Here is a 21,995-nt window from a genome sequence, read left to right as displayed (position 1 = left end):
GGAGTCGACGCGGAGCGTCGGCGAGTGACGACAACGCGGCGAGCGTGCGTGCCAGACCCCGCGAGCCCGCCATGATCCAAACGACACGCCCTAGCCGTACGGGCCGGCCGGGGACCCGTACCCGGCTAGGGCCTGTCTTCAAAGTCCCGTCTGCCTCGCGGCGTCTGGCACGCACGCTCGCTGCGTTGTCGGGATCATCCCGGTACATCCAGTACCGGGACGACCCTCCGCCTTGCGATCGCACGCACCAGACGCCGCGAGGCCCGCCCTACGGGCGAACGACGGGACTTTGAAGACAGGCCCTACGGCAGTTCGTACCGCACCAGCGCGCGGGCGAACGGCTCGCCGGTGGCCCGCGCGTAGGCCATCCGCTCCCGCACCTCGCCGAGGGTGCGGGGACGGTAACCCGGCCCGCCGCAGCAGCTCTTGTGGAAGTTGACGCCCGCGTTCAGCAGCACCGCGAGCACGCGCCAGCCCGCGGTGTCGCGGCGGCGCGGCGGCGCGAACGCGGAACCGGCGTGGATCAGCGGCCTCGCGCAGCGCGGGCAGCGGCGTTCCCGGTCGCCGAGGTACGGCTGCTTGTAGGACGCCCGGCAGGGCAGGCAGACGTACGACGTTTTCCCATGGGACATGCGGCGAGCGTAGCCGCGCCGGCGCCGGGTCTCGACGGCATTTCGGCGGACCGGTCCCCGACCTGCGGGGGCACATGCGGCCGCTGCGGTGCCGCCGCGGCGCGTTCCCCTACGCCACCGGCTCGCCGGCCCCCGCCGGCTCGTTCGCCCCCGCCGGTGCCCCGGTCTCCGTGCCGGGCACCGGAGAGGGCGCCGTCCCGGCCGTCTCCGCCGTGGCGGTGTCCCCCTGCCCTGCCGTGGACGAGGCCACCTTCCCCGCCCGGGCCCGCCCCGGCAGGCTCCGCAGCAGCAGCCCGTAGCCCATGGCCGCCACCGTGCCGACGACGGCGCAGCCGGCCCACAGCGCATCGGCGCCGTAGTGGTCGATCACCACGCCGCCGAGCAGAGGGGCCGCCAGGGAGGCGACGGACCACGACAGGGTGTACATGCCCTGGTAGCGGCCGCGGCCGTGCAGCGGCGAGAGGCGCACCACCAGGCCCATCTGGGTGGGGGAGTTGATGATCTCGCCGAGGGTCCAGACGGTGACGGCGACCGCGTACATGGCGACCGAGCCCGCCAGCGCGGTCAGCCCGAAGCCGTAACCGGCGAGCAGCGCCGAGCCGATGAGGAGCATGGCCGGGCTGCGGTGCTCGATGAAGCGCGTCACCGGGATCTGCAGCAGCACGATGAGGACCCCGTTGACCGCGATGACCAGGCCGAAGTCGGCGCTGGAGAAGCCGTCCTGACCCATCGACACGGGCATCGAGACATACGCCTGCTGGAACAGCAGGGCGAGCAGCAGGTTGAGGCCGACGACGGTCATGAAGCGGCCGTCGCGCAGGACGGTCCGCATGGAGACGGGGGCGTGGGCCGCGCCGTCGGCGCCGTCCGGGCCGTCCGGTGCGCCCGCGGCGGGGCGCGATTCGGGGAGCTTCCAGAAGACGACCAGCGCACAGGCCAGCACGAGCGTGGATTCGCCCAGGAAGAGGGCCAAGTAGCCGTGCTGGGCGATGAGTCCGGCGGCGGTGGAGGAGACGGCGAAGCCGAGGTTGATCGCCCAGTAGTTGAGGGAGAAGGCGCGGACGCGGTCTTCGGGGGCGACGATGTCCGCCATCATCGCCTGTACGGCGGGGCGGGAGGCGTTGGTCGCCATGCCGACCACGCCCGCCACCGCCGCGATGGCGACCGGGTTCTCCATGAAGCCGAGCAGCGCCACGGAGGCTGCCGTCGACAGCTGGGCCATCAGCATGGTGGGCCGGCGGCCGAGCCGGTCGGTCAGCACCCCGGCGCCCACGGACGAGATGACTCCGCCCAGGCCGTACAGCGCACCGACCAGTCCCGCGTACGAGGCCGAGTAGCCGCGCGCGACGGTCAGATAGAGGGCGAGGAAGGTGGCGACGAACGCGCCCAGCCGGTTGATCAAGGTGCTGGTCCACAGCCACCAGAACTGCCGGGGGAGACCGGAGACGCTCTCCCTGGCGGCTTGCCTGAGCCGGGCCGGTCCGGAGGGCCTCGATATGGATGCGGACATGACAGTTCCCCCGTTGAGTGGTGCTGCGGCGTGCGGAAGGAGGCGAGCGGGCGGAGTGGTGGCGATGCGGACGGGCGCGGGCGCACGTGAGCGGTGCCTACGGAGGGGCGGGTGGGTACGTCCGACTCCGGCATGTAAGTGGTGCAAGCGACATGCGCAACCTACATATGAAGGGGTCCCCACCGCCACTCATTTGACGGGAAGCGTCAAACCACACCGAGATGCCCAGGTCCTGGACCCGCGCAAGGCGCAGTGCGGACTTGGATTACGCTCGACGCCATGGCCGACGCACCGTACAAGCTGATCCTCCTCCGCCACGGCGAGAGCGAGTGGAACGCGAAGAACCTGTTCACCGGCTGGGTGGACGTCAATCTCAACGAGAAGGGCGAGAAGGAGGCAGTCCGCGGCGGAGAGCTGCTCAAGGACGCCGGCCTGCTCCCTGACGTAGTGCACACCTCCCTCCAGAAGCGCGCCATCCGCACCGCGCAGCTGGCCCTGGACGCCGCCGACCGGCACTGGATCCCGGTCCACCGCAGCTGGCGGCTGAACGAGCGCCACTACGGTGCGCTGCAGGGCAAGGACAAGGCGCAGACCCTGGCCGAGTTCGGCGAGGAGCAGTTCATGCTCTGGCGCCGCTCGTACGACACCCCGCCGCCCCCGCTCGACCGCGACGCCGAGTACTCCCAGTTCTTCGACCCGCGCTACGCCGGGCTCCCGCCGGAGCTGCGCCCGCAGACGGAGTGCCTCAAGGACGTCGTCGTCCGCATGCTCCCGTACTGGTTCGACGGCATCGTCCCGGACCTCCGCGCCGGAAAGACGGTCCTGGTCGCCGCCCACGGCAACTCGCTGCGCGCCCTGGTCAAGCACCTCGACGGCATCTCCGACGAGGACATCGCCGGCCTGAACATCCCCACCGGCATCCCGCTCGCCTACGAGCTGGACGCCGACTTCCGCCCGGTCAAGCGCGGCGGCACCTACCTCGACCCGGAGGCCGCCAAGGCCGCCATCGAGGCAGTGAAGAACCAGGGCAAGAAGAAGTAACACCCCGCACTGCACGCCCCCCGTCTGCGGCTTCGCCGCCGGCGGGGGGCTTTGTGTGCTGGTGCGCCGTGGTGGCGGCCGGTGTCTGTAGATGCGGCCTGGGCCGGGGGATGCAGCATGGAAGAGGGGCCGCATTCGTCTGCAACCGGAAGGATGAGCCCGATGCCCAAGTTCATGGACATCCATCGCGGGATGAAGGGCCTTACGCCCGACCAGCTCAACGCGGCGCACCAGGCCGACCTCGCCATCCAGAGCGAGGAAGGCGTGACCTTCGAACACGCCTGGGCCGACACCGACTCGGGCGATGTCTTCTGTCTGTCGGAAGCGCCCTCGGCGGGAGCCGTGCAGCGCATCCACGAGCGCACCGGCCATAAAGCGGACGAGATCCATCCGCTGTCCGTCACCATGTGACCGGCTCCGCGGACGGCCCGCGGGGAGGGCCCGGCAGCTCCGGAACACGGCTGCGGCCCCGACCGGAAGATCATCCGGTCGGGGCCGCAGTGGCGCTGTGCCGTAGTGGCGCGGTCCGTGACGGTCGCTAGCAGCCGCCGCCGCACTGGCACGGTCCACCCGACTGACAACCACAGCTGCAGCCGGAGCCGCAGCCGCAGGCGCCGAGCAGGGGGAGCCGTGGACGCTCGACGGCCGTCGGGGCGTCGGGCGCGGGGTTGGGGGAGTCCGCCATGGGTGCCATGCATTGCCTCCTAGGGGTCACCTGGTGCCCATTGCAAGCCCGGGAGACAAGGCGCGTCAACGGCGCGTGGAGGCACACGTCAACGGCGCACGGCGGCTCACGGGGCGGACTCGCGCCCTCCTCCCGCTGCCGCGGTTACGCGCCTTCCACCGCCGTCGGCGGGGCGATCTCGTCCGCGTGCTCACCGGTGACGAGGTAGACGACCCGCTTGGCGACGGAGACCGCGTGGTCCGCGAAGCGCTCGTAGTAGCGGCCCAGCAGGGTCACGTCCACGGCCGTCTCGATGCCGTGCTTCCAGCGGTCGTCCATCAGGTGCTGGAAGAGGGTGCGGTGCAGCATGTCCATCGCGTCGTCGTCCTGCTCCAGCTGCAGCGCGAGATCGACGTCCTTGGTGATGATGACCTCGGCGGCCTTGGCCATCAGGCGCTGCGCCAGCTGCCCCATCTCCAGGATGGTGGCGTGCAGATCGCGCGGCACGGCCGTCTCCGGGAAGCGCAGCCGGGCCAGCTTGGCCACATGCTGGGCCAGGTCGCCGGAGCGCTCCAGGTCGGCACTCATCCGCAGTGAGGTGACGACGATCCGCAGGTCGGTGGCGACCGGCTGCTGCCGCGCCAGCAGCGCGATCGCGCGTGCCTCCAGGTCGCGCTGGAGGTCGTCGACCTTCTCGTCGGCGGCGATGACGTTCTCGGCCAGCTTGAGGTCCGCGTCGAGTATCGCCGTGGTGGCGCGCCCGATCGCGGAGCCGACGAGCCGGGCCATCTCGACCAGGCCCTCGCCGATCGAATCCAGCTCCTCGTGGTACGCGTCCCGCATCTGTGACCTTCTCTCGCATCGATGTGGTGGTGTGGCGTGGGGTGGGAGGTGGAACGGGGTGCAGGGTGACCTGTGCCCACGCTCTCACGGTCGGTGCCCGCGCGGCCCGTACCCCGTTGGGGCGGTGCCTCCACGGAGCCGTTACTCCGCGGTGCCGGTGCTCCAGAGGGGCCGTGTCCCCTCGGTCGCTCAGGGTGTCCGGCCGCGCGTCGGTGCGGAACCGGTCCGGCACCCGCACCGTCACCCTGCGGGTACTGCGCGACCTGCGGTGCCACCGAGGGTGAACCGGCACCGACGTGAAGGTGAACTCTGGGCGACGCATCCACTGCCCCGGGGGCGGTCGCGCCGTTCACCTGGCCCGGCGCCGGAGCGGCAGGGTGCTCGCGCCGGTTTCCTTAGGGACATCCGCCGGGCAGCCGCACGCCCCGCACCCGCCTCCGGAGTGAACCAGCGCGGACGTCACGGTGAACTCTGGGCGACGGCTGTTCGAGCAGAGCCCCGCACGGCTGGGGAAGTGTCCGACCGGGCGCATAACCTGGAGTCATGAACGTGGACGCGGCCGTCGCCGCAGTGGCTGCGATCGCCGGGCTCTGTACCGGTGTCTTCGCCATGCTGGCGTTCCGCTGGAGTGAGCGCGACCAGGCCAAGCCCACCCGTACCTCACTGCACACGGAAGCCGTGCTGCCGCCCGGCGTCGACACCGTGCTCTCGGTGCTCCGCTCCTCCGCCGTGGTCCTCGACGAGGCCGACGCCGTCGTCAAGGCCAGCTCCGCCGCCTACGCCCTCGGGCTGGTCCGCGGCGGCAAGCTCGCCGTCGAGCCGATGATGCAGATGGCCCGCGACACCCGCAGGGACGGCGAGATACGCCAGGTCGAGCTGGATCTGCCGCGCCGCGGCACCGGCCGCGGCGAGGCACTCGCGGTCTCCGCCAGAGTCGCCCCGCTCGGCTCCCGGCTCGTCCTGCTGCTGGTCGAGGACCTCACGGAGGCCCGCCGGATAGAAGCGGTCCGCCGCGACTTCGTGGCCAACGTCAGCCATGAGCTCAAGACGCCCGTCGGCGCCCTGTCGCTGCTCTCCGAGGCCGTGATGGACGCCAGCGACGACCCCGAGGCCGTCGAGCGCTTCGCCGGCCGGATGCAGAACGAGGCCACCCGCCTGACCAACCTCGTCCAGGAGCTCATCGACCTCTCCCGGGTGCAGAACGACAACCCGCTGGAGGACGCCGAGCCGGTCCGGGTCGACGAGCTGGTCGCCGAGGCGATGGACCGCTGCCGCCAGCAGGCCGGCGCGAAACAGATCACCATGGCCGTCGGCGGTACCGCCGACCTGCATGTCTGGGGAAACCGCGGCCAGCTCGCCGCGGCCCTGGGCAACCTCGTCGAGAACGCCGTCAACTACTCCCCGGCACGCACCCGCGTCGGGATTGCCGGACGCCATGTTTCCGTGCCCGGCGGCGACCTGATCGAGATCGCGGTGACCGACCAGGGCATCGGGATATCCGAAAAGGACCGGGACCGCGTCTTCGAGCGGTTCTACCGTGTGGACCCGGCGCGCTCGCGCGCCACCGGCGGGACCGGTCTCGGCCTCGCCATCGTCAAGCATGTGGCCGCCTCGCACGGCGGGGAGGTCACGGTGTGGAGCGCTGAGGGACAGGGCTCCACCTTCACCCTGCGTCTCCCGGAAGCCGGTGCCGTACGCGACCGCGAACGGCCCGCCGACCCCTCCGCGGAGGGCCTCGACGACGAGGACCGCCCGTACGAGACCTTCAACGATCCGCTTCCTGCTCACCCAGCCCCGGAGGTCCTTCCGTGACCCGAGTGCTTGTCGTCGAAGACGAGGAATCGTTCAGCGACGCACTGTCGTACATGCTCCGCAAGGAGGGTTTCGAGGTCGCCATCGCGGCCACGGGCCCTGACGGACTGGACGAGTTCGAGCGCAACGGCGCCGACCTCGTGCTGCTCGACCTGATGCTGCCGGGCCTGCCCGGCACCGAGGTCTGCCGCCAACTGCGGGGTCGTTCCAACGTCCCCGTCATCATGGTGACCGCCAAGGACAGCGAGATCGACAAGGTCGTCGGCCTGGAGATAGGAGCCGACGACTACGTCACCAAGCCCTTCTCCTCCCGCGAACTGGTCGCCCGCATCCGCGCCGTGATGCGCCGTCGCGGCGAGCCGGAGGAGGTCACCCCGCAAGCCCTGGAGGCCGGCCCGGTCCGTATGGACGTGGACCGCCATGTCGTCACGGTCTCCGGCGGCAAGGTCGACCTGCCCCTGAAGGAGTTCGACCTCCTGGAGATGCTGCTGCGCAACGCCGGCCGGGTGCTGACCCGGATGCAGCTCATCGACCGGGTCTGGGGCGCCGACTACGTGGGCGACACCAAGACCCTGGATGTGCACGTCAAGCGGCTGCGCGCCAAGATCGAGCCCGACCCGGGCGCACCGCGCTATCTCGTCACGGTCCGTGGCCTGGGCTACAAGTTCGAGCCGTAAAGAGCAGCACGCCACGCGCACCGCAGCAGTGAGCTCCTCGCACCCCAACGGCGAGCCCTCCGCCGCTCAGCGGTGACCCACCGCTCGGCGGTGACCGCTCGTGCGCCGCGGTAGTACGCCTCAGGGGCGCCCCTCCGGATCGGACGGGCGCCCCTGACGCTTGACCGTGACAGCCGGCCCGCCCTCGCGGCGGGCGGCGTCAGTGACCGCTGTGCGCCGACGCGGAGGGCGTGCCGGAGCCGGACGGGCCGGCCGACTCGGACGGCTTGCCCGACTGCGACGGCTTGCCCGACTGCGACGGCTTGGCGGAGCCGGACGGAGACGCCGAGCCGGACGGCTGCGGCAGCTGCGAGGGGCCGTAGCCCTGGAAGTAGTTCTTCGCCGGGACGACATAGGCGCTGGTCTTCACCTTGCCGGTGGCGCTGAAGGTGAACGTCAGGGGCTGCACGTTCCCGTCCTTGACGGCCTCGCGGCCGCTGGCCAGGACGGCCGAGGCGTTGCCCTTGCCGCCGAGCACGACGGAGCCCCCGGCCGGCACGGAGATCGCGCCCGAGCCACCGCCGGCGGGCGAGAGCTTGGCCGACTGGCCGGTGCCGTCGACGGAGATCGCGGTCAGCTTCTGGTCCTTGGCGCCGTTGTTGAACACCGTCGCGGCCACCACGGCCGGGCCCTTGGCGTTCACATCGGGCTGGGTGATGACGGTGACGTTCTGGAGCTTGATGTCGCCGACTGAGGTCGCGGCGTTGTCCGGCTTGACCTGCAGCGTCTGGGCGTCGTTCCCCGCCCCGCACGCGGACAGCGTGGCGATCGAGAGCGAAAGGACGGTAGCGGCGAGGACGCCGCGTCGAAGGCTGCGGCTCACGGCGGCGGCATCTCCTTGACGAGCTACGGCGGCCGAACGTGCGTGCCCGGTCGCGGATGGGCGGCTGGGGCGGCACTGCGTACGCGTCATGACGACGGGTGCGTAAAGCCGCCCTAAGGGTGTGTCAGCGCCGCTAGGTTACCGAGCCGTCCTCGCGCCGCCGCACCCGACCCGCCCCCAGCGCGATCAGCGCCCTCGCGACCGCTGCCCGGGTTCCGTCCCCCCGCCCCGGAAGCGGGGTCGCGGACGGACAACTGACCGTGGTTCAAGAGCCGCCGAGAAGCGGCCGGCGGAACGCGCCGGAGAACACAGACCGCGCGACACGCTACCGAGAGGCAGGTTCGGCGAGCCCGCTCATCGAGATCACCCGCCGAGATCAACTCACCGCGATCGTTCTCAAGAACAGGGAAGGAATTTTCGGCAAGCGGCCGTTCGGGTGGCGACCCATGGGTTTCTCCCCGGGGAAAAGCAGTATTCGCAGGGAATGTGAAGGCCTCGCGGAATTGATCACACTGTTCAGTACGCCGACTCGTGATCAATTCGGGAATCGGTCCGAGGGGTCCAGGAGCAGCCGAACGGAGTAGCGGAACTCGCTCATGTGGATCCACTCAAAACGGGACGTTCGGCCTGTCGATCACCGGGTTCCCGACACGTGACGGGCATGTTTCCGCTCACCCGTGCAGCCCCTCCGACCTGCGAATACCCGTCTCCGGAGGCCCTTCGCAGCACGTTCCGGTCACTGTTGTCAAGCCCCGAGATATGCCCTGACCTGCGAAAACGCCATTCAGAACGGCCCGTTCCCGTGTTAGCATGGATAGCCACGGAAGGGGTACCTGTCACATGACGTTCAAGGTTGGCGACACCGTGGTCTATCCCCATCACGGGGCCGCGCTGATCGAGGCCATCGAAACTCGCCAGATCAAAGGCGTGGACAAGACCTACTTGGTGCTGAAAGTCGCCCAGGGCGACTTGACTGTTCGTGTGCCAGCGGACAATGCGGAGTTCGTCGGCGTTCGCGACGTGGTTGGTCAGGACGGGCTGGACCGGGTCTTCGAGGTGCTTCGTGCACCGTATGCCGAAGAGCCGACGAACTGGTCCCGTCGCTACAAGGCAAATCTTGAGAAGCTCGCTTCCGGCGACGTCATCAAGGTTGCCGAAGTGGTGCGCGACCTGTGGCGGCGTGAGCGTGAGCGCGGGCTGTCCGCCGGTGAGAAGAGGATGCTCGCGAAGGCGCGCCAGATTCTGGTGAGCGAGCTCGCCCTCGCGGAGAACACCAACGAGGACAAGGCCGAGGCCCTGCTCGACGAGGTACTCGCGTCCTGACGACGTGTGCGTTGGCGAAATCCAACGCAGCGACGACGTAGCAATGCCGCGGTGCCCGAGTGACGACCGTTTCCCCAGTGAAGCGGTCTGTTGCCGGGCGCTGCGGCATATCTGCTGCTGCGACATGACGTACGGGGTGTGACCTGCCGGGGTCGGCAAGCGCCTACCCCCCGTGGTGTGCCGGGCCCGGGCAGCTGCCTCGACCGATGTCACGGAAGGGTCCGGTCAAGGCATCGCGCCCGGCACGCTGAGGCCATACCCACCTCCCCCGAGGAAACAAACCTGTCTGCGCCAATTCCGGGCTCGCCCCGGACTCCGGAGCCATCGATGTCAGATCCCTCCCGCCCGAACCGCACCGCCGCGGTGATCCCGGCCGCCGGCCGCGGTGTCCGGCTCGGCCCCGGCACCCCCAAGGCGCTGCGCACACTGGGCGGCACCCCGATGCTGGTGCACGCCGTCCGCGCGATGGCCGCCTCTCGTGCCGTCTCGCTCATCGTGGTGGTCGCCCCGCCCGACGGTGCCGCCGAGGTCAGCCGCCTCCTTCACGAACACCCGCTCGCCGAACGCACCGAGCTGGAGGTGGTCCCCGGCGGGCACACCCGTCAGGAGTCCGTACAGCTCGGTCTGGCCGCCCTCCCGGACACCATCGATGTCGTGCTGGTGCATGACGCCGCGCGGCCGCTGGTCCCGGTCGACACGGTCGACGCGGTGGTCGCCGCCGTACGCGGCGGTGCGCCCGCCGTCGTCCCCGCGCTGCCGCTCGCCGACACCGTCAAGCAGGTCGACCCGCAGCCGCACGGCACCCCGGAACCGGTCGTCGGCACCCCGGAGCGGGCCCTGCTGCGCGCCGTGCAGACGCCGCAGGGCTTCGACCTGGCGACCCTGCGCAAGGCGCACGACACCGTCGTCGAGGGCGAGGGCGCCACCGACGACGCCGGGCTGGTCGAACGGCTCGGGTCGCCGGTCGTGGTCGTCCCGGGCCACGAGGAAGCGTTCAAGGTCACCCGGCCGCTGGACCTGGTCCTGGCCGAGGCCGTACTCGCCCGCAGGAGGGCCACCGATGGCTATGTCTGAGCAGGCCGGAAACCGGCCCGCCGGCCCCGCCCCGGCCGGCGCGCCCACCGCCGTCCCCCTCGTCGGCATCGGCACGGACGTGCACGCCTTCGAGCAGGGCCGCGAGCTGTGGTGTGCCGGGCTGCTCTGGGACACCGCGGAGAGCGACGGCTACGGACTTGCCGGCCACAGCGACGGCGATGTGGCCGCGCACGCCGCCTGTGACGCGCTCTTCTCGGCGGCCGGCGTCGGCGATCTGGGCGCACACTTCGGCACCAGCCGCCCCGAGTGGTCCGGCGCCTCCGGTGTGACGCTGCTCGCCGAGGCGGCCCGGATCGTACGGGCCGAGGGCTTCACCATCGGCAATGTCGCGGTGCAGATCATCGGCGTCCGCCCGAAGGTCGGCAAGCGGCGGGACGAGGCCCGGAAGGCCCTGTCGGCGGCCGTCGGCGCCCCGGTCTCGGTCTCCGGCACGACCTCGGACGGGCTGGGCCTGACCGGCCGCGCCGAGGGCCTGGCCGCGGTGGCCACGGCGCTCGTCTTCCGTACGGCCTGAACCGGTTCCGTACGGTCGGCGACCTGGTTCCGCACGGGTCCGAAGGGCCCCGCGCGGAAGGCGAACGTTCCGTACGGTCCGGCCCGGCGTCCGGCGCTCCCTGTGCTGCGCGCGGCATTCCCCCGTGTGGCGTGGGAATGGCGGGCGCCGTACGGGTGTTGGGGGGAGGATCGGAGTATTCGTGTCCCCGGAAGGCCCGCAGGAAGGACCCCTCGTGACTGCCACCCTGTCCGACGACCTCAAGAATCTCCTCGACACTCCGGTCTTCGTGACCGTGGCCACCGTCCAGCCCGACGGCAGCCCCCAGGTCTCTCCGGTCTGGGTGAAGCGGGACGGCGACGATCTGCTGTTCTCGACGACCGTCGGCCGGCGCAAGGAAGCCAACCTCCGACGTGACGCCCGTGTCTCGGTCGTCGTCCAGCCCTTCGACGCCCCGTACACCTACGCCGAGGTGCGCGGCTCCGCCTCGCTCACGACCGAAGGCGGGCAGGAGCTCATCGACGAGCTCTCGCGCAAGTACACCGGCAAGGCGTACGCGGACTTCAACCCCGCGGCGCCCGACGACTCCGAGCGGGTGGTCGTCCGGATCACCCCGCGCAAGGTGGTCGGCAGCATCTGACGGTCCCCGAGACCGCTCCGGACGCGGCGACACTTCCGGCGAATCGGACGCCGATGACGGATACGTCACCCCGTGGCCCAATGGGTCGCGGGGCACTGCCTCGTTCCGACTACCCTGGTTCCGTGACGATTCGCCTGTACGACACCAGCGCCCGGCAGATTCGCGACTTCACCCCGCTCACGCCGGGCTGTGTCTCGATCTACCTGTGTGGTGCGACCGTGCAGGCTGCCCCGCACATCGGGCACATCAGGTCGGGGCTGAACTTCGACATCATGCGCCGCTGGTTCGAGTACCGCGGCTATGACGTGACGTTCGTGCGCAATGTCACGGACATCGACGACAAGATCATCAAGAAGGCGGCCGAGCAGGGCCGCCCCTGGTGGTCGATCGGCTACGAGAACGAGGTCGCCTTCAACACGGCGTACGACGCCCTCGGCTGCCTGCGCCCGACCTACGAGCCCCGTGCCACCGGCCACATCCCCGAGATGATCGAGATGATGCGCGGCCTGATCGAGCGCGGTCACGCCTACGCCGCCGACGGCAACGTCTACTTCGACGTGCGGTCTTTCCCGGAGTATCTCCAGCTGTCCAACCAGGAGTTGGACAACCTCCTCCAGCCGTCCGGCGAGGGGGAGACCGGCAAGCGGGACCCGCGCGACTTCGCCATGTGGAAGGCGGCGAAGGAGGGCGAGCCCAGCTGGGAGACCCCGTGGGGCCGCGGCCGTCCGGGCTGGCACCTGGAGTGCTCGGCGATGGCGCACAAGTACCTGGGCGCCGCGTTCGACATCCACGGCGGCGGCATCGACCTGATCTTCCCGCACCACGAGAACGAGATCGCCCAGGCCAAGGCCTTCGGCGACGACTTCGCCGCGTACTGGACCCACAACGCCTGGGTGACCATGAGCGGCGAGAAGATGTCCAAGTCGCTGGGCAACTCCCTGCTGGTCTCGGAGATGGTCAAGCGCTGGCGCCCGATCGTGCTGCGCTACTACCTGGGCACCCCGCACTACCGCTCGATGATCGAGTACAGCGAGGATGCGCTGCGCGAGGCCGAGTCCGCGTTCGCGCGGATCGAGGGGTTCGTCCAGCGGGTCGTCGAGAAGGCCGGGGTCGTCGAGCCGGCCGCCGAGGTGCCGCTGGCCTTCGCCGAGGCGATGGACGACGATCTGGGCGTCCCGCAGGCGCTGGCGATCGTGCACACCACCGTCCGGCAGGGCAATTCCGCACTGACCGCCGACGACAAGGAGTCGGCGGTGGCCCGGCTGGCGGAGCTGCGTGCGATGCTGGGGGTGCTCGGTCTGGATCCGCTCGACGAGCGCTGGTCCGGCGGCGGCACCGACCGCGGTGAAGACCTCCACGGCGTCGTGGACTCCCTGGTCCGTCTCGTCCTCGAACAGCGCCAGGCCGCCCGCTCCCGCAAGGACTACGCCACCGCCGACGCCATCCGCGATCAGCTCCAGCAGTCCGGACTCGTCATCGAGGACACCCCCTCGGGCCCGCGCTGGTCGCTGTCCTGACCCCGGCCGCACGCCTCGTCGGCCACCCGCATTCGCCCCGCACGGTGGCTGCGGGCGACACTCAATCCATACGTACGTACCCACTCCACGTCGCGAGACGTCGAGAGCAGTGAAGAAACAGGTGACCCATGGCCGGCAACAGCCAGCGCAGGAACCGCCGCACGTCCAACAAGAAGGGCGCGCAGGTCGGCAGCGGCGGTAAGCGGCGCCGGGGCCTGGAAGGCAAGGGGCCGACCCCGCCCGCCTCCGACCGCAAGGGACACGTCAAGAACCGCGCCGCCAACGCCAAGGCGAAGCAGGCCGCGGCGCGCCGCCCGGCCCCGCGGCGCGGCGGCGCCAAGGGCACATCCGAGCTGGTCGTCGGCCGTAACCCGGTCTTCGAGGCGCTGCGCGACGGCGTGCCCGCGACGAACCTCTACGTCCAGCAGTTCATCGACACCGACGAGCGGGTGCGCGAGGCGCTCCAGCTCGCCTCGGAGCGCGGCAACATCAACCTGATGGAGGCGCCGCGTCCCGAGCTGGACCGGATGACCAACGGCCTCAACCACCAGGGCCTGGTCCTGCAGGTCCCGCCGTACGACTACGCCCACCCCGAGGACCTGGCCGCGATTGCCTTCGATGACGGTGACGACCCGCTGATCGTCGCGCTCGACGGCGTCACCGACCCGCGCAACCTCGGCGCCGTGGTCCGCTCCGTGTGTGCCTTCGGCGGCCATGGCGTGGTCGTGCCGGAGCGCCGGGCGGCCGGCATGACGGCGGGTGCGTGGAAGACCTCGGCGGGCACCGCGGCCCGTACGCCGGTCGCCCGCGCCACCAACCTGACCCGGACCCTGGAGTCGTACCAGAAGGCCGGTCTGATGGTCGTCGGTCTGGCCGCGGACGGCGAGATGGAGCTGCAGGACGTCGAGGCGCTGGACGGCCCGGTCGTCATCGTGGTCGGCAGCGAGGGCAAGGGCCTGTCGCGGCTGGTCGGCGAGACGTGTGACGTACGGGTGCGGATCCCGATGCCGGGCGGCGCGGAGTCGCTGAACGCCGGTGTCGCGGCCGGTGTCGTCCTGTGGGAGGCGGCGCGCCGCCGCGGCTGAGTCCGGATGCCCCGGGGCGGTCGGTACGCACCTGTGCCGCATCCCGGGGCAAGACCTGACCCTCTGTGTGCCTTTCCCGTATCCCGTGATCTTTTGACGGGTCTCGGACAGATCGACCCGGTCAAGGCAGTGTCTTAAACGCTGGTCACTCGGTTAGATGAGCGTGGACACCAGAACACCCCGCACGCCTACGGGGGGACGCTCGCCGGGCTTCGATGACGAGCCGGGCCTGAGCTCGGTCAAGGTGCCGTGCGATCCCGCGCAGGTCATCGTCAACCACGCCAGCTTCCGCGTACAGCTCGCCGCGCCCGCAGCGCGCGGCGCCATGGCTGACACCGCGCGCATCCCCGTCATCGGGGGCTCGGCCGCCGGTGCCAGACGCCGGGCGCCCGTGGTGTGGAGCGGCCGCACCGACCCGGGCGGCACGGCCGGCGCCACCACCCAACTCCTGCACGCGGTCCGCAACGCGGGCGTCGGCCTCGACGGCGGCCCGGGCGAGGACATCGGCACGACCCAGGTCCTGCCGCGGATCCGCCTCGGCGACGCCGCCCCCGCCCAGACCGTGATCGGCCAGCGCGGCCCCGCCGAATCCGACACCAACCTGCTGCGCGGCGTACGCCCCGTGGGCAGCGCGTACGGCGACACCTACCGCGACCAGCCCTACCGCCACCCCTACGGCGACCGCGGCCACACCGACGACCGTGACGACGACGGCCGGTTCGAGGCGCGGGACGACTACGACTACGACCCCGGCGCCAAGCGGCACGGCACGGACAGCGTGCGGCACGCGTACTACCCCGGCCGCCGGATGAACCTCGGCGTCGTCCTGCTGCCGCTGCGCATCTTCCTCGGACTGATCTCCGTCTACGCCGGCATGGGCAAGCTCTGTGACCCCGTCTACTTCGACGGCGGCGAGCGGGGCTCGATGGTCAAGTGGCTGCTGTCGCTCGACCCCTGGGCGCTGGCCGTGCCGCTGCGGGACTTCGCCGTCTCGCACCCCGTCGGCGCCGGTCTGACCGTCGCCTTCCTCCAGGTCGTGGTCGGCGTCCTGACCATCTGCGGACTGTGGCAGCGTGTCGCCGCGTCCATCGGCGCGCTGCTCTCGGCGGCGCTGCTGATGACCGTCAGCTGGCGCACCGTCCCCGCCTACGACGCCCCCGACATTATCTACCTCGCCGCCTGGAGCCCGCTGATCATCGCGGGTGCCCCCGTCTACTCCATGGACGGACGGCTGGCCGGCGAGGCCTGGCGGCGTCTCGGCCCCCGCGTCGAGGTGGCCGACCTGCGGCGCCGGGTGCTGCGCCGCGGCGCCGTGATGACCGCGGTGGTGGCCGGACTGACCCTGCTCGTCGGCTCGCTGCTCGGCGGCGCCGTGCGGTCCGCGACGGTCGCGACCGTGCCGCGGCCCGGCGAGCCCGCGATCAACAACCTCCCCGGCTCCCCGCTGCCCCGCCCCGGCAAGCACACCACCCGGCCCGGCCAGCGGCACAAGGGCAGCGCCGCACCGCGTCCCGGAACACCCTCCGCAAACGCCTCGCACAAGGCCCGCAAGCCCGGCACGCCGTCCGCGTCGACGTCCGGCACGGGACGGTCGACGGGCAGCACCAGCGGCCTCTCCCAGCAGCCGGGGGCGACCACCAGCGCACCCCAGCAGACCGTGCCGACCCACGCCCCGGCACCGACCCGGGTGCCGACCTCGGCGGGCGGCACCGGCGGCGGCACCACCGGCACCGGCAGCACCGGCACCGGCGGCTCCGGAGGCGACTCCGGCCGCGGCGACACCCTGGGCGGCCTCCTGGGCTGACCGGCTTCCCCGCACCTGTCCCCGATCGCCCCGCTCTCTCCGTACGGCCCGGATCCACCGGCCGTAACGGGGAGGGGAGCGGTCGGGGACAGGTGCGTGCGGGGGCGTCGAGGGCGGGCCGGCGCGGACGTGGCCGGCGGGGCGGCAGCAGGCGGGCGTCGCGGCGGGACGGACGCGGACGTGCAGGGGAGAGGGGCGCGGGCCCCCGGGGGCATGTCGGGGCGCTGGGAGGCGGCTTCGGGGCCTCGGTGCCCCTGGGGCCCTCTTTGAGCGGCACGCCGCTGGGTGCCGCTTCTCCGACGTCCCTGGATGCGGCTCCATGCCCCTGGGCCCGGCTCAACGCCCTTGGGGCGGCCCGACGGCGTCCCGTGGCCGCCAGGTCGCCCCTGCGGCCGCTCCACGCGCCCCGGGGGCAACGAACCACGCAACCCTGTACGGGCTCAGTCCCTGTACGGGCCCAACCCCCGTGCGCGCTCAATCCCCGTAGGGGTACAACCTCCCGCGCGCTCGACCTCGTACGGGCTCAACCCCCGTCCCGGGCTCAACCCCCGTCCCGGGCTCAACCCCCGTGCGCGTTCAGCTCGTTGGCGGCCTCGGTGAGGTCCTTGGCGGTGTCGATGGCGCGCCAGTAGGCGCCCTGGGGCAGCGGGAAGCCGGCCAGGCGGCGTTCGCGGGCGAGGCGCGGGAAGGTGGTGCGCTCATGGTCGCCGCGGGTGGGGAGCAGCTCCGTGAAGGCGGCGGAGAAGACGTAGACGCCGGCGTTGATGAGATAGGGCGAGGGCGGCGACTCGATGAAGTCGAGGACGTGCCCGAACGCATCGGTCTCCACGGCGCCCCAGGGGATGCGGGGGCGGGCCAGCGCGAGGGTGGCCTCGGCGCCGCGCTCGTGATGGAAGGCGGCCATCTCGCGGAGCGGGAAGCGGGTCCAGATGTCGCCGTTGGTGGCGTACCAGGGCTCGTCCGGGCGGGGGAGGGACCCGGCCGCGTACTTGAGGCCGCCGCCGCGGCCCAGCGGCTCGGTTTCGACAACGGTCGTGACGCGCAACGGGAGTTGGGCGTGCTCCAGCCAGTCCTGGAGTACCCCGGCGAGATGCCCGCAGGAGACGACGGCGTCCGTGACGCCTTCCTCGGCCAGCCAGTTCAGCTGATGGCCGATGATCGGGGTCCCGGTGCCGGGAATCTCGACCATCGGCTTGGGGCGGTCGTCGGTGTACGGGCGGAGACGTGAGCCCTGGCCGCCGGCCAGGACCACGGCCTGCGTGGGGTAAGGATGCTGGGCACCTGTCATGGTTCGCACCCTATGCGGTGCGAGCGGGGGTCACTGGGCGGCGGCGACGCCGGTGGCGAAGGAGGTGTCGCAGACCGGGCGGGAGAAGGCCTGGGCGCGGTGTGCGGCACCGTACTTGGCGACCGCGGCACGGCCGAGGTCACGGGCGATGGAGACGCAGTGCTTGGCCAGCGAGGGGCGCTTGGCGGTCGCCTCCTGGAGGTGGGTCAGGGCGACGCCCGGATCCTTCTCCTGGAGCTCGACCAGGAGACGCTTGCGCAGGGCGTCCTCGGGGGCGAGGGAGCCGGCCTTGGTGGCCTTTCCGGAGGATGCGGTCAGCACCTGGGAGTCGGTGGCCGTCGATGCCCACGGGACGCGGGTGACCGCGAGGGTCCCGGACAGCACGAGGACGACGGGAAGGACGAGGGCGAGAGTTCTGCCGATGTGGCGGGCTGCGGAGTTCACGGTCGAGATGGTAGCGAGGAGTGATGATTTGGCGACATTTGGTCACCTTATCGAGGGACGCAATGACTCATCGGTGCGGTTCCGATGTTGACGTACGGGTACGAAAAGCCCGGTTATGTCCCTATGGTGGCGCCGTGCCATGGCCGGACCACGCAGCGGCGGCGGTCCCGGGCATGACCCGGAACCGCCGCCGCTCTCACTCGCTCCTCGGCCCGTATCAGTCGGTGAGGCGCTCCCCGGACGACGTCGAGAAGACGTGCGTCTCGCCCGGCCGCGGCACGACGTGCAGCTGGGTGCCCTTGTCCGGGACCTGGCGGCCGTTGACCCGTACGACGAGGTCCTTGACCTCGTCGCCGACCTCCGCGGTGCCGTACACATAGCCGTCGGCGCCGAGCTCCTCGACGACGTTGACCGTGATGGCCAGGCCGGCCGGTGCGTCCGCGGACTCCTTGGACAGCGACTTCGCGGCGGCGCCGTTCTGCTCGACGATGTCGAAGTGCTCGGGGCGGACGCCGACCGTCACCGTCCGGTCGCCCTTGTCGGCGGCCGTGGACAGCGCCTCACGGTTGACGGGAATGACGCTGTTGCCGAACTTCACGCCGCCGTCCGTGATCGGCACCTCGACCAGGTTCATGGCCGGCGATCCGATGAACCCCGCCACGAACAGGTTGGCCGGCCGGTCGTACATGCTCCGCGGCGAATCGATCTGCTGGAGCAGGCCGTCCTTGAGCACGGCCACCCGGTCGCCCATGGTCATGGCCTCGACCTGGTCGTGGGTGACGTACACCGTCGTGATCCCGAGCCGGCGCTGCAGCCCCGCGATCTGCGTACGGGTCTGGACGCGGAGCTTGGCGTCCAGGTTGGACAGCGGCTCGTCCATGAGGAAGACCTGCGGCTCCCGGACGATCGCCCGGCCCATCGCGACCCGCTGCCGCTGACCGCCGGACAGCGCCTTGGGCTTGCGCCCCAGGTACTCCGTGAGGTCCAGGATCTTGGCCGCGTCCTCGACCTTCTGCCGGATCTCGGTCTTCGGCACCCCGGCGATCTTGAGCGCGAAGCCCATGTTGTCGGCGACCGTCATGTGCGGGTAGAGCGCGTAGTTCTGGAACACCATGGCGATGTCCCGGTCCTTGGGCGGAAGGTGGGTGACATCGCGGTCCCCGATACGGATGGCGCCTCCGTCGACGTCCTCCAGCCCCGCGAGCATCCGCAGAGAGGTGGACTTGCCGCATCCGGAGGGGCCGACCAGGACAAGAAATTCGCCGTCTTCGATGGCGATGTCCAGTTTGTCGACGGCGGGCTTGTCGGAACCCGGGTAGGTGCGGGTTGCCTGGTCATAGGTGACCGTAGCCATGGTGAAAGTCCCTTCACCGGCAGGAACGTGCCGGACGATCCGAGTAAAGGAGTGGTGTAGTCCACTGATATGGACTCTCCGTGACGCTACCCGCGGCGGCCCCCGGTGTCAGTAGCCCTGCACTCACCAATTTGGGAACCTGCACCCGGCCCACCTGGGTACACTGCTTCACGCACGCCTCCTTAGCTCAGCTGGCCAGAGCACCGCTCTTGTAAAGCGAAGGTCGTCGGTTCGAATCCGACAGGGGGCTCTTAGCTTGAACTGGGAGGAAGCCCCGGGCCGGGAATGGTCTGGGGCTTCTGACATCTATGGGTGACATCAACGGGGTCGATCACTCACGGTTGATTCGGCGTTTCAGCAGGCGGTCCATGTGGCTGATTGCTTCCCGCTGGGTGTCCTGGGCGACGTGGGCGTAGACGTCCATCGTCATGCTGATCTGGCTGTGGCCGAGGATCTCCATCAGCACGCGCGGGGCCACTCCGGCCGCGGTGAGCAGAGTGGCGCAGCCGTGCCGAGCGTCGTGGAGACGGATGGTGCGGAGGCCGGCCGAGGCGGTGAGCCGGGAGAAGGAGCGGTTCAGGTTCCGCGGCTCGACGGGGCGACCGGTGCGGGTGGTGAAGACAAGCCCGGCCGAGTCCAGCTTGGTGCCCCGCTTCTGGCCAGCGACGTACGCGCCGCCATCCCCGAACACGCCGAGCGGATCCTCACCGACATCGGCTGGCCGGCCCTCGCCACCGTCCTCGCCGACGCAGAAGCCCGCGGCCACAAACCCCACCAACTCCTCAAGGAGGCAGCCGCCCAACGCGAACTGGCCACCGCCCGCCAACCCGCCCACGTCCTGATCACCGGCATCCAGCACACTGGACGTCACCCCAAATCCCACCGCCGCGCCGCAGCAACCCGCCTCCGCACCACTACCACGGCCCTGCACCCGTCCCTCGGGCCCAACTTCGCCCAGCCGGCGGTGGCAACTACGGCACCAGCCGAACAGCAGCGCCGCCCGCGCCGCTAGCTGCCCAACATGCCGCTGCACGACCGCAGCTCCACTGCGGTCGTGCAGCGATAGGCGGGACGTGCGCTCGGTGAATCGCCCCCTGCCGCAATCCGGCTGGTAGGGGGCGCAGCCTTGCCCTGGGCCCACCAGCCGGGCGGTACTGCACCGTGGCTGAAATGCGCTCCCACCAGGGCGATTGTCAGTGCTGTGTGCGAGGGTCGCTATCTGTGAGCCGAAGCATTGTCAGCGGCTCGCGACGGGTTACGAGTACACGGCCAACGGGGAGGCATGGCATGGCTGGCGACGGTTTTGACATAGACACCGACCAACTCAAGTCCGCCGCTCCAACGTTCCACCGAGAGTCTGTTGCCCTGGAACGGGCAACGGCCAAGCTTCGCCACACGCTCGGCGGGCTGGGGGAGCCGTGGGGCGGTGACGAGCAGGGCAAGAAGTTCGAGCACGCCTACGCCCCGCACCAGGCACAGATCGAGAAGGCAGCCGCAGCCCTGGCCAAGGGCCTGTCCAGCATCACCAAAGCCATGAATGACATGGCCGCCAACCACGAAGACGCTGACCACTCGGCCAAGTCCGGCTTTGAGGGCGGTAAGTGATGGGCGCTGCTGACAAGGCCAAGGAGATCGTCCAGGATCTCACCGGCATGTGGTGGCCGGAGGGCGATGAGGACGAACTCCGGGAGGCCGCCCGCGCTTGGCGCACCTTCGCGGACGATGTCGAGGACTGCACGGCTGCCTGCCACAAGAAGGCCCAGGACGTCATCGACAACAACAAGGGCAAGTCGATCGACGCGTTCGGGGGGTTCTGGCGCAAGTACCACGGCGGCGGCAAGGGCTACCTCGACGACGTGGCCACCGCCGCCCGCGACATGGCCAAGGCCCTGGACAAGTACGCCGACCAGGTCGCCGAGGCCAAGAAGAAGATCGAACACGAACTGGAGATAGCCGGCGCGGTCCTGGTAGCCGGTACGGCCCTGGCCCTCTTCACCGGCGGCATCAGCGAAGTCGCGGCGGCCGGCGCGACTGAGGCGATCGTTGCGGCAGCGAGTACGGCGGGCGTCGCCGTTTCCGCCACCGTCGCCGAGATCGCGGGAACAGTCCTGGCGACCGCCGCCATCGGTGGGATCGAGGCCATCACCGTGGATGTGGTCGTCGCCCAGGGCGGACGCAACCTCCTCGGCGACCAACACGGCATCAACCTCGCCGAGGCCAGAGACGCTGGGGTCACCGGCGTCTTGTTGGGGGGTGCATTTGGTGGCGCGGCCCGCACTGCCAAGGCTGTTGGAGACGCCGGCGGCTTCAAGACGGTCCTTGCGGATACAAAGCTCGACGGTCTCCGACTTCGCCCAGCGATCGACCAGATGGGCAAGCGGCGTACCTGGCAGCTCTATCACGCAAAGGAATCGAAAGCCCTGGCCCCTCCCGCCAAAGCAGGTGACGACATACTGCCGTCCGGCCATCCGATCTACCATGGCAAGCAGACGACAACCCTTGGCTACGATCCACGCACTCTCTCAAATTTGGAACGGGTAAGACGTGTTGATGGTGTCCACGACGTTGTCGTGCACGGTACGCCCGACAACGTCTTCATCGCAGGACACGTCAATCCAGCAGGTGTGGCGAAGACCACCTACGAGATAAGCCCTCACCAAGTAGTGGAAAGTATTCGCAACAATCCGAACTACACGGGTGGTCCTATTCGCTTGGTATCCTGCCACTCGGGAGCCGGGGCGGAGCCGCTGGCGCAGTCCGTGGCAAATGAAATGGGAGCCCCTGTCTACGCGCCAACCAATCGCATGGGAGTGGATCGCACGCTGGGAATCCAGGAGCCCGTCATCGACAAGGGTGGATACTGGCGAATATTCCTTCCCATCACCGACTGACGCCCACAACTGCGAGGAAC

At 70.3% G+C, this 21,995-nt stretch carries 20 protein-coding genes, 1 tRNA gene and 2 pseudogenes; 15 read left to right on the top strand and 8 right to left on the bottom strand.

The window, feature by feature from the left end; translation table 11 throughout:
• Window positions 1-302 precede the first annotated feature (302 nt).
• A complete protein-coding gene (locus tag ACWGI6_RS30330) occupies window positions 303-632 on the bottom strand; it encodes a deoxyxylulose-5-phosphate synthase (RefSeq protein ID WP_453270455.1) in 330 nt (109 codons plus the stop codon).
• Between the two features lie 109 nt (window positions 633-741).
• A complete protein-coding gene (locus ACWGI6_RS30325; protein ID WP_453270454.1) occupies window positions 742-2,142 on the bottom strand; it encodes an MDR family MFS transporter in 1,401 nt (466 codons plus the stop codon).
• 279 nt (window positions 2,143-2,421) lie between these two features.
• Here ACWGI6_RS30325 and ACWGI6_RS30320 point away from each other — a divergent pair, with 279 nt between their 5' ends.
• Together ACWGI6_RS30320 and ACWGI6_RS30315 are read left to right on the top strand one after the other, a co-directional pair.
• The gene (locus ACWGI6_RS30320; RefSeq protein WP_453270453.1) at window positions 2,422-3,183 is read left to right on the top strand and encodes a phosphoglyceromutase; all 762 of its coding nucleotides are present in this window, start codon (window positions 2,422-2,424) and stop codon (window positions 3,181-3,183) included.
• Window positions 3,184-3,345: 162 nt separating this feature from the next.
• A complete protein-coding gene (locus ACWGI6_RS30315) occupies window positions 3,346-3,594 on the top strand; it encodes an SCO4226 family nickel-binding protein (protein ID WP_393908576.1) in 249 nt (82 codons plus the stop codon).
• 418 nt (window positions 3,595-4,012) lie between these two features.
• On the opposite strand, the gene phoU is transcribed toward ACWGI6_RS30315, so the two are convergent.
• The gene (gene phoU / locus ACWGI6_RS30310; protein WP_393908575.1) at window positions 4,013-4,690 is read right to left on the bottom strand and encodes a phosphate signaling complex protein PhoU; all 678 of its coding nucleotides are present in this window, start codon (window positions 4,688-4,690) and stop codon (window positions 4,013-4,015) included.
• Window positions 4,691-5,233: 543 nt separating this feature from the next.
• On the opposite strand from phoU, the gene ACWGI6_RS30305 reads away from it, so the two are divergent.
• Together ACWGI6_RS30305 and ACWGI6_RS30300 are read left to right on the top strand one after the other, a co-directional pair.
• Window positions 5,234-6,502, top strand: coding sequence for a sensor histidine kinase (locus tag ACWGI6_RS30305; RefSeq protein ID WP_453270452.1), 1,269 nt, complete (start codon window positions 5,234-5,236; stop codon window positions 6,500-6,502).
• Window positions 6,499-7,179 carry a response regulator transcription factor gene (locus tag ACWGI6_RS30300; protein ID WP_086721180.1) on the top strand — a complete coding sequence of 227 codons (681 nt, stop codon included), beginning with the start codon at window positions 6,499-6,501 and terminating at the stop codon, window positions 7,177-7,179. Before ACWGI6_RS30305 ends, ACWGI6_RS30300 begins: the two co-directional genes overlap by 4 nt.
• A gap of 199 nt (window positions 7,180-7,378) precedes the next feature.
• Here ACWGI6_RS30300 and ACWGI6_RS30295 read toward each other — a convergent pair whose 3' ends face one another.
• A complete protein-coding gene (locus tag ACWGI6_RS30295) occupies window positions 7,379-8,041 on the bottom strand; it encodes a DUF461 domain-containing protein (RefSeq protein WP_453270451.1) in 663 nt (220 codons plus the stop codon).
• An 840-nt stretch (window positions 8,042-8,881) separates the two neighbouring features.
• Between ACWGI6_RS30295 and ACWGI6_RS30290 the strand changes: the two genes are divergently transcribed.
• From ACWGI6_RS30290 to ACWGI6_RS30260, 7 genes are all read left to right on the top strand, one after another.
• Window positions 8,882-9,364, top strand: coding sequence for a CarD family transcriptional regulator (locus ACWGI6_RS30290; protein ID WP_003953493.1), 483 nt, complete (start codon window positions 8,882-8,884; stop codon window positions 9,362-9,364).
• Window positions 9,365-9,691: 327 nt separating this feature from the next.
• Entirely contained in the window at window positions 9,692-10,438 is a 747-nt protein-coding gene (gene ispD, locus ACWGI6_RS30285) for a 2-C-methyl-D-erythritol 4-phosphate cytidylyltransferase (RefSeq protein ID WP_453270450.1), read from the top strand.
• Entirely contained in the window at window positions 10,431-10,973 is a 543-nt protein-coding gene (ispF, locus tag ACWGI6_RS30280; protein ID WP_453270464.1) for a 2-C-methyl-D-erythritol 2,4-cyclodiphosphate synthase, read from the top strand. Before ispD ends, ispF begins: the two co-directional genes overlap by 8 nt.
• Window positions 10,974-11,187: 214 nt before the next feature.
• Window positions 11,188-11,592 (top strand): PPOX class F420-dependent oxidoreductase, encoded by a 405-nt coding sequence (locus ACWGI6_RS30275; protein WP_453270449.1) that lies wholly within the window; start codon window positions 11,188-11,190, stop codon window positions 11,590-11,592.
• Window positions 11,593-11,714: 122 nt separating this feature from the next.
• Window positions 11,715-13,109: a cysteine--tRNA ligase gene (gene cysS / locus ACWGI6_RS30270; protein WP_453270448.1), complete on the top strand. Its 1,395-nt coding sequence runs from the start codon at window positions 11,715-11,717 to the stop codon at window positions 13,107-13,109.
• Between the two features lie 128 nt (window positions 13,110-13,237).
• Entirely contained in the window at window positions 13,238-14,194 is a 957-nt protein-coding gene (gene rlmB, locus ACWGI6_RS30265; protein ID WP_453270447.1) for a 23S rRNA (guanosine(2251)-2'-O)-methyltransferase RlmB, read from the top strand.
• A gap of 157 nt (window positions 14,195-14,351) precedes the next feature.
• Window positions 14,352-15,998: a DoxX family membrane protein gene (locus tag ACWGI6_RS30260; protein WP_453270446.1), complete on the top strand. Its 1,647-nt coding sequence runs from the start codon at window positions 14,352-14,354 to the stop codon at window positions 15,996-15,998.
• A 559-nt stretch (window positions 15,999-16,557) separates the two neighbouring features.
• Here ACWGI6_RS30260 and ACWGI6_RS30255 read toward each other — a convergent pair.
• From ACWGI6_RS30255 to ACWGI6_RS30245, 3 genes are all read right to left on the bottom strand, one after another.
• Complete coding sequence (locus ACWGI6_RS30255) at window positions 16,558-17,286, bottom strand: nucleotidyltransferase family protein (RefSeq protein ID WP_453270445.1); 729 nt, start codon at window positions 17,284-17,286, stop codon at window positions 16,558-16,560.
• Window positions 17,287-17,316: 30 nt separating this feature from the next.
• Window positions 17,317-17,730: a hypothetical protein gene (locus tag ACWGI6_RS30250; RefSeq protein WP_453270444.1), complete on the bottom strand. Its 414-nt coding sequence runs from the start codon at window positions 17,728-17,730 to the stop codon at window positions 17,317-17,319.
• Between the two features lie 217 nt (window positions 17,731-17,947).
• Window positions 17,948-19,084 (bottom strand): ABC transporter ATP-binding protein, encoded by a 1,137-nt coding sequence (locus tag ACWGI6_RS30245; RefSeq protein ID WP_453270443.1) that lies wholly within the window; start codon window positions 19,082-19,084, stop codon window positions 17,948-17,950.
• A gap of 176 nt (window positions 19,085-19,260) precedes the next feature.
• Between ACWGI6_RS30245 and ACWGI6_RS30240 the strand changes: the two genes are divergently transcribed.
• Window positions 19,261-19,334 (top strand) — tRNA-Thr (locus ACWGI6_RS30240).
• 81 nt (window positions 19,335-19,415) lie between these two features.
• Here ACWGI6_RS30240 and ACWGI6_RS30235 read toward each other — a convergent pair.
• Window positions 19,416-19,715: pseudogene (locus ACWGI6_RS30235) on the bottom strand (tyrosine-type recombinase/integrase); the annotation flags it as partial.
• Between the two features lie 21 nt (window positions 19,716-19,736).
• Between ACWGI6_RS30235 and ACWGI6_RS30230 the strand changes: the two are divergent.
• From ACWGI6_RS30230 to ACWGI6_RS30220, 3 genes and pseudogenes are all read left to right on the top strand, one after another.
• Window positions 19,737-20,096 (top strand): annotated as a pseudogene (locus ACWGI6_RS30230) (mobilization protein); the annotation flags it as partial.
• 275 nt (window positions 20,097-20,371) lie between these two features.
• Entirely contained in the window at window positions 20,372-20,689 is a 318-nt protein-coding gene (locus ACWGI6_RS30225) for a WXG100 family type VII secretion target (protein WP_453270442.1), read from the top strand.
• Complete coding sequence (locus ACWGI6_RS30220; RefSeq protein ID WP_453270441.1) at window positions 20,689-21,975, top strand: WXG100 family type VII secretion target; 1,287 nt, start codon at window positions 20,689-20,691, stop codon at window positions 21,973-21,975. The genes ACWGI6_RS30225 and ACWGI6_RS30220 overlap by 1 nt, the downstream gene beginning before the upstream one ends.
• Window positions 21,976-21,995 lie beyond the last annotated feature (20 nt).

Source organism: Streptomyces sp. NPDC054786, from assembly GCF_053611685.1.
Note: the sequence above shows the minus strand (reverse complement) of the source record. Positions and strands in the feature narration are given on the sequence as shown.